We start from the raw sequence: 12,494 nt of genomic DNA, 5'->3' as shown, positions 1-12,494 counted from the left end.
CACTTCCACTACCTCCACTCAAAGTTCGAATTGACTCGAACTAGTACGAACGGAGTCGAACATAGCATGCTGTACGATCAAAGTCGTACAAGCCGATAGTGAGGAGTTCATCGATGCCGGCCAGCCAGCGCCCCGCGCCGAAGTTCACGCTCCCCGCGGAACCGGCCGCCGTGCCGGATCCGTTGCCCGAACCCGGACTCGACGAGCTGCGACTCGAGACCGTCATGGGCGCGCTCAGTGACCCGCTGCGTCTGCACATCGTCCAGAAGCTGCTGCTCGAATCCGAGGCCTACGACCACTCCTGCGGCTGGTTCGGCATCGACCGCCCGAAATCGTCACTGACACACCACTTCAAGGCACTGCGCGAAGCCGGTGTCACCCGCCAACGCCAGTACGGCCTCGAACGCCGCAGCCAGGTCCGCATCGACGACCTCCAAACCCGCTTCCCCGGCCTGCTCGACCTCGTCGCCGCATGGGAACCCGCAGACTGACGCCCGCTAGGCTGCGCCAATGCAGACGGAGCGGGAGCAGCGGCTGATCGACACGGTGGCCTGGGTGCGAATCGAGGACGGTCGCATCCTGTGCGCGCGGCCGCGCGGCAAGGACGTCTTCTACATTCCCGGCGGCAAACGCGAGGGCGCGGAGACCGATCTGCAAACCCTCGTCCGCGAGATCCGTGAGGAGCTGACGGTCGAACTCGCACCGGACACCGCCGCCCACGTCGGCACCTACGAGGCCCTGATTCCCGACGCCGTCGTGCGCATGGCCTGCTACACCGCCGACTACGCCGGCACCCTCGCGGCCAGCAGCGAGATCGACGAGATCGCCTGGTTCACCTACGCCGATCGACCGCACGTCCCGCCCGTGGACCAGCTACTTTTCGACGATCTACACGCCGACGGCCTGCTCGCACACGGCTGACCGCTCCCGGCAACTAGAACATGTTGTTGACAGTGACCTATGGGTAGGCATCGAGAGACTGGTCCGAATGTAGAACATGTTCTAGTGTGGTGGGCATAACATTTCCATTGCCGGAAAGTTCAGAGGAGCCCACCACACCATGCGTACCGAGATCTGCGATCGCCTCGGCATCGACGTACCCATCTTCGCCTTCACCCACTGCCGGGACGTGGCCGCCGCGGTCAGCAATGCGGGCGGTCTGGGTGTGCTCGGCGCGGTCGGGTTCACCGCCGAACAGCTCGAGGTCGAGCTGCAGTGGCTCGATGAGCACGTGCAGGGCGTCTACGGCGTGGACCTGGTCATCCCCTCCAAATACGAGGGCAAGGGCGTCGAGGGCCTGAGCCCCGAGGAGCTGGAAGCCCAACTGGCCAAGCTGGTTCCGCAGGAGCACCGCGACTTCGCCGAGAAGATCCTCAACGACCACGGCGTGCCGCACCTGCCGCCGGAGGAGCACCACAACCAGCTGCTGGGCTGGACCGCGACCACGGTCGCCCCGCAGATCGAGGTGATCCTCGAGCACCCCAAGGCCAAGCTGGTCGCCAACGCCCTGGGCACCCCGCCCGACGACGTGATCAAGCAGATCCAGGACTCCGGCCGCCTCATCGGCGCGCTGTGCGGTTCGGTCAAGCACGCGCTCAACCACAAGAACGCCGGGCTCGACTTCGTGGTCATGCAGGGCACCGAGGGTGGCGGCCACTGCGGTGAGATCGCCTCCATGGTGCTGTGGCCGCAGGTCATCGACGCCATCGGCGACATGCCGGCGCTCGCGGCCGGTGGCATCGGCAATGGCCGACAGGTCGCGGCCGCTCTCGCCATGGGCGCGGCGGGCGCGTGGACCGGCTCGCTGTGGCTGACCGTGGAGGAGGCCAATGTGCCGCCCGCCCAGATGCAGACCTACATCGACGCCACCAGTCTCGACACCGTGCGCTCGCGGTCGTGGACCGGCAAGCCCTGCCGCATGCTCAAGAACGACTGGACCGAGGCGTGGGAGCGCCCCGACACCCCGAAACCGCTGGGCATGCCGCTGCAGATGATGGTCGCCCTCGACGGCGTCAAGCGCGGCCACCGGTACCCGGAGCAGGCCAAGGACGTGAATTTCAACCCGGTCGGCCAGGTCGTCGGCATGATGAACAAGATGGAGCGCTCCGCCGACGTGGTACAGCGGCTCATCACCGAGTACCTGGAGTCCTGCGAGCGGCTGAACAAGCTCAACAACGCCTGATTCTCAGAACATCGACACCACCTGATCCTCAGGCGAATCGGCGCGTCGGGTAAGGGCTGCCCGGCGCGCCGACGCATATCCGGCGGGCGCGGCACCAGGTCGCGGGCTGCCGGGTCGGACGATCGGCCGGCGCTAGGGTTGTACCCATGGGCAAGGTCGAGCGGGTACTGCGGGCCGCGTACTACGCGCTGCTCTCGGTACCGGTTGCCTTCGCGCCCACGGGGGTTCGGGCCCGGGTGATGCGGCGGGTGTTCCGGGCGCCGTTCGAGCTGCGGGAACCGGGACCGTGGCGGACCGCAGTGCACACGGTGCTGGCGGTCGCGGTCGGATTGGTCGCCTGGTTCGCGGCGTTCCTGATGGTCCTGGCCGCGGTGCGCGGCATCTGCTATCCCCTGGTGGCCGCGCACGATTTCGAACATTCCTGGGGCGGGCCGACATTGGCCGGCGCGTGGGCGGTGCATTTCGCCGGGGGCGCGCTGCCACTCCCCCTGTGGATACTGCTCATCGCCGGGTTCGGAATGCTCGAACAGCGTCTAGCCCAGCGGTTGCTGGGCCGCGGCGGGCCGTGGTGGCCGGTACCGATGGCCATCGCCCTGTGCGCGGGCGGCACGGCGTTCTTCATAGCCTGGTGGCATCAGATCTAGCATGAATGGTGACGCGCCGGAGACCGTGCGGAAATCCTTGCTCCGTCATTGTTTTCGCTGTCGGCGCGACCCAATATGGAATTGTGGCGGGTGTACCGCGAGTCCGATTCCGAACGCGAATTCTCGGGGCGCGGTGTGACACCGGTCTCGAAAACCTACGTGTGGCTTGCCGTTTCGGGTCGCTGATTGCCAAGGTTTGCGGGATATGTTGCACACGAAGCCGTCACGCCTATCGAAGCCCCTGTCCCCGGCCGCCGCGGGCGGTGATGCGCGGTGACATCGTCGAAGATCCGTTCCTCCCCCGCCCTGCGCCGCCTATTGAAAGCGGCGGTGTCGCTACTGTTCGTGATTGTGCTGGCCATCGTGGCCGCCTTCCTCGAAAAGCATGTCGGCACCGGTAAACCGGACGCGGGCGGCCCACCGATTCCGGATCGCGGCGCTCAACCGGCGGGATCGGCCAAGGAGATCGGCAGTCTGCTGGGAAAACTGAAGGCGGCCGACGAACTGCCGATGACCGGTTACTCACGCAACCGATTCCCGCACTGGGACACCGATAAGCCCGAACACGGATTCGGTGACGCCTTCGCGCAGTACAGCCGCTGCACCACCCGTGACGTGGTGCTGCTGCGCGATGCGACCGGGCCGGTGAAGCTGGATCCGAGCAGCTGCAAACTGAGCGTCGGCACCAATGGTGGCTGGCGCGACCAGTACGGGGTCATGGACAAGAAAACCAATGCCCTCGAGCCCTACAAGTGGACCACCGATTCGTCGGCGCTGGACATCGATCACATCGTGGCGCTGGCCGAGGCGTGGCGCTCGGGTGCGTCGAACTTCGACGACGACACCCGGCGTCATATCGCCAATGACGTGCTGAACCTGGTGATTTCCGATCCCACCGCCAACCGCTCCAAGGGCGACCAGGATCCGTCGAGTTATCTGCCGCCCGGGACTTTCCGCTGCGCCTATATCGGGCGCTACATCCAGGTGAAAGTAAAGTACGGATTGAACGTCGATGCCAAGGAGCAGACCGCACTGCAGACCGCGGTGAAGGACTGTGTCAGCAAGGGAGAGTTCACATAGTCGCCGTCGTCGAAATCCGCAGCGAGGCAGCCGTCATGACCCGGGAAGAGGGAACGGTCTCCGGGGATCTCGATGTGACGCTGGATTATTCGGGCCACGGGCTGGTGCGTTATCGCGGCACCGCCACCTGGTACACGATCGGCAATCTGGAGGACGAGGAACCCCGCCGCTGGACCAGCGTGCAGGATCTGGCCACCGCCATCGAGAACGAGAGCGGTGGCCGCGACGCCGCCGGCAATGTGCTGCCGTTCGAGGCGTGAGCGCTAGTCGCGCACGGCTTTCAGGGCCTCGGCCCGCGTCTTGACGGCGTCGGTCATGCCCTCGAACCCGGTGGTCAGCGCGCCGCCCAGCAGGCCGGCGACCACCGGGGCCAGCGGTCCGTTGAGCTGGAAGTGCGAGAGGTAGCGGGTGCGGCCGTCCTCCAGCGGGGTCAGGGTGTGCGAACGCTCGCTGCTGAGCAGGCCCAGCGGCGCGGGCTTCATGTTGTAGCTGAATTCCTTACCCGGTGTGTGGGAACGGATGAACTCGCGCTGCTGCTTGGGCTTCGGCCCGACCAGCCGCACCTTCATGTCGATCGGCGACCCCGGCTCGAGGGTGGTCTTGCACTCCAGGCAGAAGGGATTCCATTCCCCGTACTTGTCCACGTCGGTGAGCACCTGCCAGACCAGCTCGGCGGGCGCGTCGATCTCCACGCTTTTGTCGATGACGAAGGCCATAGGGGAACAATACTGAAACCAGTTCTGGACGGTGGGGCGGGCCGTCACTCCACGGAGGGATGGCCCTCTCACCCGCACGAGTGATCCGGGGCGCGATCGCGCCACCCTACGGTCGGCCCATGACGGACGAGCGGGCCACAGCGGTGGTGCCCCGGCTGCGGGAACTCGACGCCCTGCGCGGATTCGCGCTCGGCGGAATCCTTCTGGTCAATATCGAGATCATGTCGGACCCGAGCGGGTTCGCCGCCGGCGCCGCGATGACCCTGTCGCCTCTTCGCCCCCGCAGGAAAGCTCGCCGCCACCGTCTACATCACCCAGTCGGCGATCACCGCCCTGATCTTCACCGGCTACGGCTTCGCCTTGGCCGGCCACCTCTCGGACTGGACGGTCCTTGCCATAGCCTTCGCCATCTACACCACCCAACTGGCCCTGTCCCGCCGCTGGATCCGCCACCACCGCTACGGCCCCATCGAATTTCTGCTCCGCACAGTCACTTACGGCCCGAAGCGCCTGCGCCCGTCTCCCAGTACCGTCGAACCATGACCCTCGCCGACCGCTACCCCCTCCTCCACACCCCCGCTCGGTGGGAATGGGGCGGCCTCGACGTCCAGTTCTCCACCGACCTCCCACCGGACCACCTGGTCACCAACATCCACGTCGTCTGCTTCCTCGGCGACCGCATCGTCCTCTGCCGCGACGACCGGAACCGCTGGATCCTCCCCGGCGGTACGCGCGAAGCCGGAGAATCCATCGAGTCCTGCGTGATCCGCGAACTGGCCGAGGAAGCCGGCGCCGAACTGTCCGGCCCTCTCCACCAATTCGGCGCCCACTACGCCACCACCGATCGCCCCACCCCCTACCGCCCCTGGCAACCCCACCCTCACAAAGCCTGGCTCTGGTGCACCGCCGACGTCACCCTCACCGGCCACCCCACCAACCCCGATGACGCAGAACAAATCCTGGAAGTCCGCGCCTTCCCCCTCTCCGAAGCCATCCCCCGCGCCGCAACCGACGGCTCCCACATCCCCGACCTGTTGAAGCTGGCAGCAGAACTACACCCGCGCTGATCGACGGGCCCACAGCCGAGTCAGCCATCCAACCGGCCGAACGGAACGACCGCCGAAAACGGGCTCTCCAACAGCAGTGTGTCCTCGTGGGTTTCGGCGAGCCGATAGGTCCGGCGTGCCAGCATGGCGGACGGTCGTGCGACCCGCGCTGTAGCCGACGCACTCTCGAGCCGCATGCCGCGCTGACCGAACCGGCCAGCGCGGGCCGGCGGAAGATCAACTGGCCGTGCCGATCCGAGTCCGGCCGAATGCACCGTAGCCGATTGCCGTACGTCGGGGCGGTTCAGTCGCTGACCCACCAGCCGAGTGGGTTGTCGTCCTCGTCGTAAACGTTGCCGTACCCCCAGGCGCAGTCGTTTTCGGCCGACCATCCTCCGATCAGGTCTGCTATCGCGGGAAAGCCGACCGATACCGGCACCGTGACCACGATGAATCGGCGGTCGGGCGGTATCTCCACCACTCCGCCGAGCCGCTCGAATCCCACAGTGAGCGCACCGATCTCGGCATCCGAAGGGGGTGTGCCGGTCGGGTAGGCCCTCACACAGAGGTTCCCCCCACGCCGCAACACCTCGAAACTGCCGTCGTCGGACACCCGCAGACGGTCTCCGGCGGCGAAATCATAGGCCAGGCCGGGGCTGCCGAGAATCTCGTAGTCGTTGCGCTCCAGCGGCTTCGCGGGGAGCACCTCGTAGACGGGTTCCCCGCCCGGGCCCGAACCTGCGAGTACCCGGACATGCTTGTGCCCGCAGGCACTCCGATCATCTGACACGGATGGATTCTGCCATCGCGCGCCCGCCGACCCGTGGCAGCGGCGGGCGCTGATCCTGCGCGGCGTGTACCCGCACCCACGCGGTGCATCCGCTAGCTGATACCCGCGCCGTTCGCCCAGACCAGGCCACGCCCGGCTTCAACTCCGAGTCGCGCTCGACGTCACGGCATCGATGGCGACTCCGAGAGGTGTACCTGGCTTACCCAGTAGCGCCCAGGTGATTGCGACTGCATGGATGGTGCTCGCATCACTCTCGGCCAGGAAGGTTTGAACTGCCTCCATTCCGTCGTTCGCGAGGATCGGACGGCATTGCTCGACGAGGACGGTTCAGCGTGCGGCATCTTCGGGGCTCAGGCCGATGACATCGTCGAACACGAGCTCTCCTTCCACGTCCTCGACACGGTAGTGGTACGTACGCACCACTGGGCTCTCGAGCCGCATACCGCGCTGACCGAACCGGCCAGCACGGGGCAACCGAAGATCAACGGACAGAGTGCCGTACGGCCGCTTGCTGTGCGCGCTCATAGCCGATTTCAGCGCAGCTCGCGCTCTGTGCGGCACCCCTGTATGCCTGACTGCGCTACGCGGTCCCGGTGCCGAGTCGGCGAAAGCGACGGCGCCGCCGAGCTGACCGGTGGCGGTCATGCATCGCATGCCGATGCCATGGTGGGCGCAGACTTTGGCGCTCAACGTGTTGCGCTGCTCATACTTGAACACGTTCAAGAAATGACTTAGTCTCGCAGTTGAACACGTTCAAATCAGCAAGGGAGCTGGGACAATGAACCTTGTCGTCGTCACATATGCGACCTACACAACCGTCAGTTTGGCGGTCACGTTCTGGGTGGCACGGGTCTTGCATCGCACCGGCGCGCGGTTTCTGGTGGATGTCATGAATGGAGACAGCGACCTCGCCGAAGCCGTGAATCATCTGCTGGTCATCGGGTTCTGGCTCGTCAACGCAGGCTTCGTGGCACTGGCCTTGCGCATCAGCGTCCCGGTCGACGATGCGCGCGTCGCGATCGAGGAACTCGCCATGAAACTTGGCAAGGTCCTGCTCGTACTCGGCGGCATGCACTTTGCAAACCTGATCGCCCTCAACAAGATCCGCCGCAGCCGACACACGGAGCTGCAGGCCGATTACCCCCCGGTTCCGGTCGACGCCGCCCAGCTAGCCTGAGCCCCATGCCCCGCCCCGAGCCCGCGACCGCGCGCGGCGAGGAAACTCGCCAGCAGATCATCGACGCCGCCCTGCGCCTGTTCGAGCAGAACGGCTATACGAAGACCACCATGCGCGCGATCGCGGGCGAAGCCGGTGTCAGCGTCGGCAACGCCTACTACTACTTCACATCCAAGGAACACCTGGTCCAGGGTTTCTACCAACACATCCAGGCCCTGCACCAACAGCAGGTCGAGCAGGCCCCCCGCAGCGACTCCCTCGCCGCCCGATGGCAGACGATGGAACAGGCCTTCGTCGACGTAGCCGCGCCCTACCACGAGTTCGGCGGCAAATTCTTCGCCATCGCCGCCGAACCCACCAGCCCGCTCAGCCCATTCAGCGACGAAAGCCGACCCGCCCGACAGACATCCACCGCCATCATGAGCGACCTGATCATCGGCACCGACGTCAAGGGTGACAAGCGACTGATGGCCGAGCTACCGAATCTGCTGTGGCTGGCCCACATGGGCATCGTCTTGTTCTGGGTCCACGACCGCAGCCCCGACCAGGAACGCACCCGACTACTGATCCGCCGAACCGCCCCACTGGTCGAACGCATCGTGGCACTCTCGAGACTCCGTCCACTGCGGCCCGTCCTATACCCAGCCCTGGACCTCATCCAGGACCTCAGCAACTGATCGGGCTGAGCCGGAATCTGTGCTGGCCGTGTCTCTCAGGCTGCGCCTGTGGCCTGTTCGCGGAGCCATCGGCAGTAGTCGGGATCGACGTCGGGGGCCAGGCGCTCGAATTCACGAAGTGCTTCGGCGGTGCCGGCAAGACGAGCATGGTGGGCTGCCCGAGCGGCGAGCAACTTGGGTTCGTTCGGGGCGTGGCTCAGGCCCGCCTGGGCAGCGGCGAGAGCGGCGGGATGGTCACCCCGCTCTGCGTACACGTCGGACAAGTCGAGATGGAGTGACCAATTGTCCGGTTCCAGAGCGAGGGCCCGACGGAATGCGGCGGCCGTTTCGTCGTGGTTCCCTAGAAGCCGCCAGGTTCCGCCTCGGACGACCTCCGTCAGCATGGTTCGGGCCATTGCATCGGCGCGGTCGCACAGAGCCAGCGACTCGTCCATTCGGCCTAAAAGGCGGAGCGAGATCGCCATTCCGGCCAGGTCTTCGGGGCCAAGACTTGCACGGGACGTGACCGTCTCGACCGCCCGGAGCCAGGGCCGGGCGGCTGCGTCGGCAGGCACCGCCGTGTGGTCGAAGAGTCGGTACACCGCCTCACGCATAGCTGCGATGGTTACCCCGGAAAGGAAAGACGCCTCGGAGAACCAGGGAGCGTCAGCCCATGCGAACCGCGGGCTGACGCCGCTGAGCGTACCGAGCGTGAGCGCGGCATCGTCCATCCGGCCGTCCAGAAAGTGGCGGAAGGCCACGATCGGTGCGACCCTCAGGTCGTCGTCGGCCAACTCACCGAGTTCGGGCAGCAGCTCGGCCGCCGCCGCGTAGGCCGCGGGGTCGGCCGGCGCGGTTGCGATCGCGCGAGACAGGTGGTGGGCAGCCTGTTCGGGATCACCGCCGCAGTGGGCCAACACGGTCGCCAGGGTGATGTCGAGGGACATTCCAACGAGGGTATCGGACCACGATCAGTTGTCCTGCCCCGAAATATCCTGGGGCCGAACGAATCTTGACATCTCGGTGACCGTTGCGCCTACCGGCTCGGGAGGCTACGCAGTCGGTTCCGGGGCGAGGCGCTCGCGAAGGTAGGCGAGGATTTCGTCTCGAGCGCCCGGCGGGCGGAACCTGGTGCGGCGCAGAGCATCCGCTCTTGCCGATTCCAGGGCGTTGGGCTGTACCTATACCTGGCTGGCAGTGCGCTTAGTTGGCGAATCGGGCGACGGCGTCGTAGATGCTGGTCGCCATGGCTGGGCTGCCGGTGTGCCCGGAGTCGTCGATGATCCTCAGTTCTGCTTCCGGCCAGGCTTGGGTGAGTTCCCAAGCCGTAAGCAATGGCGCAGACAGGTCGAGACGACCATGGATGAGGACGCCGGGGATTCCCGCGAGCCGGTGTGCGTCACGAAGCAGCTGGCCGTCGCCGAGCCAGGCCGCGTGTGCGAAGTAGTGAGTACAGATCCGCACGAACGCCAACTGCGCCGAATCCAGCTTGGCACTGTATTGGCCAGGTGCGCCGAGGGTTTCGTGCGCGATCACCGCATCCTCCCAGACACACCATTGCTGCGCGGCCTGCTCGCGTACGGCCGGATCCGGATGCTCCATCAGTTGCCTGTATCCCTCGACCAGATTCCCGTCCCGGTATGCGGCAGGTGCTCCGCTGCGGAACCGGTCCCATTCGATCGGCAGAAGCAACCGCAGGCCGTGATAGAGCCAGTCGATCTCCCGCGGTCGGGTCATCGTCACCCCGACCAGCACGATCCCGATGACCCGGTCCGGGTGGCGCTGCGCGTAGGCGAGGATCAGGGTACAAGCCCACGAGCCGCCGTAGAGCACCCATCGCTCGATACCGAGGTGCTCGCGCAACAGCTCCATGTCAGCCAGCAGATGTTCGGTGGTGTTGTACGCCATGTCGACCTCGGGGTCGGAGGCGTGCGGCACGCTCTCACCGCAGCCGCGCTGATCGAACAGCACGATCCGGAACAGGTCGGGATCGAAGGTTTTGCGAGCTCCGCGTCGTCCCCCACCGCCGGGACCACCGTGCACCACCAGCACGGGCCGGCCGTGCGGATTCCCGCTGGTCTCCCAGTAGATCTGGTTGTCGTCACCGACATCGAGCAGTCCCGACGCATAGGGCTCGATCTCAGGAAACGGCTGCCGCACAACGGAACCAGACACAGCCACAACAGTACTTGCGCCAGATCGCAGACTGCGCGGCCACTCGCCGTGCGGACCAACGCCGAAGAGCTCGCGCAGAACACACTCGTTTGCCGCGGATCGCGCTGACCGAACCGGCCAGCGTGACGTGGCGGAAGATCAACCGGCCGTAGCCATCCGAGGCCGGCCGAACGCGCCATCTATGCCGAGTTGAGGGCGTTCAATCCGGCAACCGACAGCATCAGGGTGTCTCGTGAATGTTCGTTCGCGAGACATAAGGTAAGGGCTGTCCGGAACCTAGTGCGTCTGGTTCGCGGCTGTCGATTCCTGGAAGTCGAGGAGTGCTTCTCCGTGCGCCTGCGCCCACTCCGTCAGCATCGCTATCGGCTCCTCGAGCGTCCGGCCGAGTGGGGTGAGGCTGTACTCCACACGTGGGGGCGCTTCGGCGTACCGATGTCGATCGATGAGGCCGCTGCTCTGCAGGCGGCGCAGGGTCTGGGTGAGCACCTTCCGGGAGATGCCGCCGGACAGAGCGACAAGTTCACTGGGCCGTTTGGGGCCATCCTTGAGCGCGTACAGGGTGACTACGGACCACTTGTTCGCGACGATCTCGATTGCTGTGCGCGCGGGACAGTCGGACATGAACATGATTCCGGCAGGGGGACTCACGGCCCGAAGGTTACCAAAAGGTACCTATCGGATTCCTAGCGTAGCCGTCATGCACATCGCAGCCCTGATCCTGTCCGTCCTGCTCGCTTTGGCCATGCTCCAGTCCGGAGTGATGAAGTTCGTCCGCCCCACGTGGATACGCCAATTCGCCGAAGCGGTCCACCTCACCACCTCCCAGCTCACCGTGCTCGGGAGCCTGCAGATCGCGGCGACGGTCGGTCTCCTCTGGGGAATCTGGTTCCCGCCCTTCGCGATCGCCGCCGCGATCGGGCTGGTGCTCTACTTCGGCGGCGCGATCGTCGCCCACCTCCGCAGCGGCGACCGGAACATGCTGGGAGCCATGATCTTCCTCGCGTTCTCGATCGCGACGTCAGTCGTGCTCGTTCTCAATGTTCTCGTCGCCTGAGCTCACGTTCTACCTCGGCGGCCGGCTGAAGTCGCGGAGAAGTTCCCCACGGGAAGACGACAAGGCCATGGGGCGTGGGACTGGTAGCGACCCGTATTCAACCGGTCGGTATTCCCCTGATCGCCTGGAATCGAGAGCGTTGCGACGACCGCATGAACCCGCCATGCGCGAGGGGCCTTTCCCTTTCCTCGCCCGGGCTATGGCCCCGCTTCGAGGGCGATGCGCGCAAGAGTGCCGCCGCGGAACGCGTGCTCGATCCACGCTGTCAGTGGGGCCCGCCTGGGACATAGCACCCCGCGACTATGCCCAATTGGCAGTTGCTGGAACCGGGACCGGACCCGGTAGTGCCGACTGGGAGGAAGGGATTGGAGGACCCGAGGTCCAGGATCGGCTCGGCGGTAGCTGGGGCCTGGGGCGTCTCGCTCGTGGCGAGGCTGATCGGAGTGAGGGGGATTTCGGCGGTGGCTGGGCTCGCGACCGCGAGGAGGCCTGCCGCGAGGACGAGGGCGGCGAATCCTGTTCGGACCGCCCGGGTTTTCGAGATCATGGGCGCGGATCGTATTTGAAATCCGTGAAATTCAATTTGATTTTGCTGCCCCGAATTACCGGGGCAGCGTTCGGACGCCGCACCGTTGCCGCTCAGTCCACCGGGCGATTCTGCAGGGGCGTCAGCTGGTGAATGTCGTGCTTCAGGCGCAACTCCGCGATGAGGTCGGGGGCGGCCTCGCCGGAGAGGAGCAGGGGCCAGAAGACTGGTGAGCTCACCTATTCAGCTGTCGCGTGTTTTCGACGGTTTCCAGTGACCGGAACCGAGGCGCGGCGACGTAGCGGCTCCGGGTGGTTGCGGCCTCGGCGGCGAGCTTCGTGGTGGTGACGAGGTGGCGGCCGAGAGCGGCGACGACGGGGGCGGGCATCTGCTGGATGTGCTGCTGCATGGCCGATTTCCGGCCCGGAACATTCGGAACGCCAAGGGC

Annotated in this window: 18 protein-coding genes and 1 pseudogene; 11 read left to right on the top strand and 8 right to left on the bottom strand. The window is 65.8% G+C overall.

Features of this window, described 5'->3' with window-relative positions:
• Window positions 1–113: 113 nt before the first annotated feature.
• From ABZ909_RS39565 to ABZ909_RS39540, 6 genes are all read left to right on the top strand, one after another.
• Window positions 114–491, top strand: coding sequence for an ArsR family transcriptional regulator (locus ABZ909_RS39565; protein ID WP_357010823.1), 378 nt, complete (start codon window positions 114–116; stop codon window positions 489–491).
• A 19-nt stretch (window positions 492–510) separates the two neighbouring features.
• Window positions 511–921 carry an NUDIX domain-containing protein gene (locus ABZ909_RS39560; RefSeq protein WP_357010821.1) on the top strand — a complete coding sequence of 137 codons (411 nt, stop codon included), beginning with the start codon at window positions 511–513 and terminating at the stop codon, window positions 919–921.
• A gap of 139 nt (window positions 922–1,060) precedes the next feature.
• Entirely contained in the window at window positions 1,061–2,182 is a 1,122-nt protein-coding gene (locus ABZ909_RS39555; RefSeq protein ID WP_357010819.1) for a nitronate monooxygenase family protein, read from the top strand.
• 146 nt (window positions 2,183–2,328) lie between these two features.
• On the top strand, window positions 2,329–2,826 hold the full coding sequence (locus tag ABZ909_RS39550; RefSeq protein ID WP_357010817.1) for a hypothetical protein: 498 nt from the start codon (window positions 2,329–2,331) through the stop codon (window positions 2,824–2,826).
• Window positions 2,827–3,099: 273 nt separating this feature from the next.
• Window positions 3,100–3,906, top strand: coding sequence for an HNH endonuclease family protein (locus ABZ909_RS39545; protein ID WP_357010815.1), 807 nt, complete (start codon window positions 3,100–3,102; stop codon window positions 3,904–3,906).
• A 35-nt stretch (window positions 3,907–3,941) separates the two neighbouring features.
• Window positions 3,942–4,166, top strand: a complete 225-nt coding sequence (locus ABZ909_RS39540) for a hypothetical protein (RefSeq protein WP_357010814.1) — start codon at window positions 3,942–3,944, stop codon at window positions 4,164–4,166.
• A gap of 3 nt (window positions 4,167–4,169) precedes the next feature.
• Here ABZ909_RS39540 and ABZ909_RS39535 read toward each other — a convergent pair whose 3' ends face one another.
• Complete coding sequence (locus ABZ909_RS39535) at window positions 4,170–4,622, bottom strand: SRPBCC domain-containing protein (RefSeq protein WP_357010812.1); 453 nt, start codon at window positions 4,620–4,622, stop codon at window positions 4,170–4,172.
• A 279-nt stretch (window positions 4,623–4,901) separates the two neighbouring features.
• Here ABZ909_RS39535 and ABZ909_RS39530 point away from each other — a divergent pair.
• Together ABZ909_RS39530 and ABZ909_RS39525 are read left to right on the top strand one after the other, a co-directional pair.
• Window positions 4,902–5,165 (top strand): annotated as a pseudogene (locus ABZ909_RS39530) (DUF418 domain-containing protein); the annotation flags it as partial.
• Entirely contained in the window at window positions 5,162–5,689 is a 528-nt protein-coding gene (locus ABZ909_RS39525; RefSeq protein WP_357010810.1) for an NUDIX domain-containing protein, read from the top strand. The pseudogene ABZ909_RS39530 and the gene ABZ909_RS39525, both read left to right, overlap by 4 nt.
• Window positions 5,690–5,972: 283 nt before the next feature.
• Here the strand turns inward: ABZ909_RS39525 and ABZ909_RS39520 are convergent, their stop codons facing one another.
• Window positions 5,973–6,458, bottom strand: coding sequence for a DUF4265 domain-containing protein (locus ABZ909_RS39520; RefSeq protein ID WP_357010808.1), 486 nt, complete (start codon window positions 6,456–6,458; stop codon window positions 5,973–5,975).
• 327 nt (window positions 6,459–6,785) lie between these two features.
• Window positions 6,786–7,181 (bottom strand): hypothetical protein, encoded by a 396-nt coding sequence (locus tag ABZ909_RS39515; RefSeq protein WP_357010806.1) that lies wholly within the window; start codon window positions 7,179–7,181, stop codon window positions 6,786–6,788.
• A gap of 55 nt (window positions 7,182–7,236) precedes the next feature.
• Here ABZ909_RS39515 and ABZ909_RS39510 point away from each other — a divergent pair, with 55 nt between their 5' ends.
• Window positions 7,237–7,635, top strand: coding sequence for a hypothetical protein (locus tag ABZ909_RS39510; protein WP_357010804.1), 399 nt, complete (start codon window positions 7,237–7,239; stop codon window positions 7,633–7,635).
• Between the two features lie 5 nt (window positions 7,636–7,640).
• Window positions 7,641–8,312, top strand: a complete 672-nt coding sequence (locus tag ABZ909_RS39505; protein WP_357010802.1) for a TetR family transcriptional regulator — start codon at window positions 7,641–7,643, stop codon at window positions 8,310–8,312.
• Window positions 8,313–8,347: 35 nt separating this feature from the next.
• Here ABZ909_RS39505 and ABZ909_RS39500 read toward each other — a convergent pair whose 3' ends face one another.
• The 3 genes from ABZ909_RS39500 to ABZ909_RS39490 all read right to left on the bottom strand — a co-directional run bounded on the left by ABZ909_RS39500 (window position 8,348) and on the right by ABZ909_RS39490 (window position 11,114).
• Window positions 8,348–9,238: a tetratricopeptide repeat protein gene (locus ABZ909_RS39500; protein ID WP_357010800.1), complete on the bottom strand. Its 891-nt coding sequence runs from the start codon at window positions 9,236–9,238 to the stop codon at window positions 8,348–8,350.
• 256 nt (window positions 9,239–9,494) lie between these two features.
• Window positions 9,495–10,466 carry a prolyl aminopeptidase gene (pip, locus tag ABZ909_RS39495; RefSeq protein ID WP_357010798.1) on the bottom strand — a complete coding sequence of 324 codons (972 nt, stop codon included), beginning with the start codon at window positions 10,464–10,466 and terminating at the stop codon, window positions 9,495–9,497.
• Window positions 10,467–10,742: 276 nt separating this feature from the next.
• Window positions 10,743–11,114: a helix-turn-helix domain-containing protein gene (locus ABZ909_RS39490; RefSeq protein WP_357010796.1), complete on the bottom strand. Its 372-nt coding sequence runs from the start codon at window positions 11,112–11,114 to the stop codon at window positions 10,743–10,745.
• A 49-nt stretch (window positions 11,115–11,163) separates the two neighbouring features.
• On the opposite strand from ABZ909_RS39490, the gene ABZ909_RS39485 reads away from it, so the two are divergent.
• Window positions 11,164–11,520 (top strand): DoxX family protein, encoded by a 357-nt coding sequence (locus ABZ909_RS39485; RefSeq protein WP_357010794.1) that lies wholly within the window; start codon window positions 11,164–11,166, stop codon window positions 11,518–11,520.
• Window positions 11,521–12,159: 639 nt separating this feature from the next.
• On the opposite strand, the gene ABZ909_RS39480 is transcribed toward ABZ909_RS39485, so the two are convergent.
• Both ABZ909_RS39480 and ABZ909_RS39475 read right to left on the bottom strand, forming a co-directional pair.
• Window positions 12,160–12,285, bottom strand: a complete 126-nt coding sequence (locus ABZ909_RS39480; RefSeq protein ID WP_357010792.1) for a hypothetical protein — start codon at window positions 12,283–12,285, stop codon at window positions 12,160–12,162.
• Window positions 12,282–12,455: a hypothetical protein gene (locus ABZ909_RS39475; RefSeq protein ID WP_357010790.1), complete on the bottom strand. Its 174-nt coding sequence runs from the start codon at window positions 12,453–12,455 to the stop codon at window positions 12,282–12,284. The genes ABZ909_RS39480 and ABZ909_RS39475 overlap by 4 nt, the downstream gene beginning before the upstream one ends.
• Between the last annotated feature and the right edge of the window lie 39 nt (window positions 12,456–12,494).

The organism is Nocardia sp. NPDC046763, from assembly GCF_040645495.1.
Taxonomy (GTDB): domain Bacteria; phylum Actinomycetota; class Actinomycetes; order Mycobacteriales; family Mycobacteriaceae; genus Nocardia.
The sequence above is the reverse complement of the archived record's forward strand: the minus strand, read 5'-3'. Positions and strand labels throughout refer to the sequence as shown.

What these genes read in the sequence shown, in the direction of transcription:
- ABZ909_RS39485 (WP_357010794.1), top strand. Translation starts at nt 11,164, where the DNA reads ATGCACATCGCAGCCCTGATCCTGTCCGTCCTGCTCGCTTTGGCCATG.
- ABZ909_RS39505 (WP_357010802.1), top strand. Translation starts at nt 7,641, where the DNA reads ATGCCCCGCCCCGAGCCCGCGACCGCGCGCGGCGAGGAAACTCGCCAG.
- ABZ909_RS39500 (WP_357010800.1), bottom strand. Translation starts at nt 9,238, where the DNA reads ATGTCCCTCGACATCACCCTGGCGACCGTGTTGGCCCACTGCGGCGGT.
- ABZ909_RS39560 (WP_357010821.1), top strand. Translation starts at nt 511, where the DNA reads ATGCAGACGGAGCGGGAGCAGCGGCTGATCGACACGGTGGCCTGGGTG.
- ABZ909_RS39475 (WP_357010790.1), bottom strand. Translation starts at nt 12,455, where the DNA reads ATGCAGCAGCACATCCAGCAGATGCCCGCCCCCGTCGTCGCCGCTCTC.
- ABZ909_RS39510 (WP_357010804.1), top strand. Translation starts at nt 7,237, where the DNA reads ATGAACCTTGTCGTCGTCACATATGCGACCTACACAACCGTCAGTTTG.
- ABZ909_RS39550 (WP_357010817.1), top strand. Translation starts at nt 2,329, where the DNA reads ATGGGCAAGGTCGAGCGGGTACTGCGGGCCGCGTACTACGCGCTGCTC.
- ABZ909_RS39535 (WP_357010812.1), bottom strand. Translation starts at nt 4,622, where the DNA reads ATGGCCTTCGTCATCGACAAAAGCGTGGAGATCGACGCGCCCGCCGAG.
- ABZ909_RS39540 (WP_357010814.1), top strand. Translation starts at nt 3,942, where the DNA reads ATGACCCGGGAAGAGGGAACGGTCTCCGGGGATCTCGATGTGACGCTG.
- ABZ909_RS39555 (WP_357010819.1), top strand. Translation starts at nt 1,061, where the DNA reads ATGCGTACCGAGATCTGCGATCGCCTCGGCATCGACGTACCCATCTTC.
- ABZ909_RS39525 (WP_357010810.1), top strand. Translation starts at nt 5,162, where the DNA reads ATGACCCTCGCCGACCGCTACCCCCTCCTCCACACCCCCGCTCGGTGG.
- ABZ909_RS39565 (WP_357010823.1), top strand. Translation starts at nt 114, where the DNA reads ATGCCGGCCAGCCAGCGCCCCGCGCCGAAGTTCACGCTCCCCGCGGAA.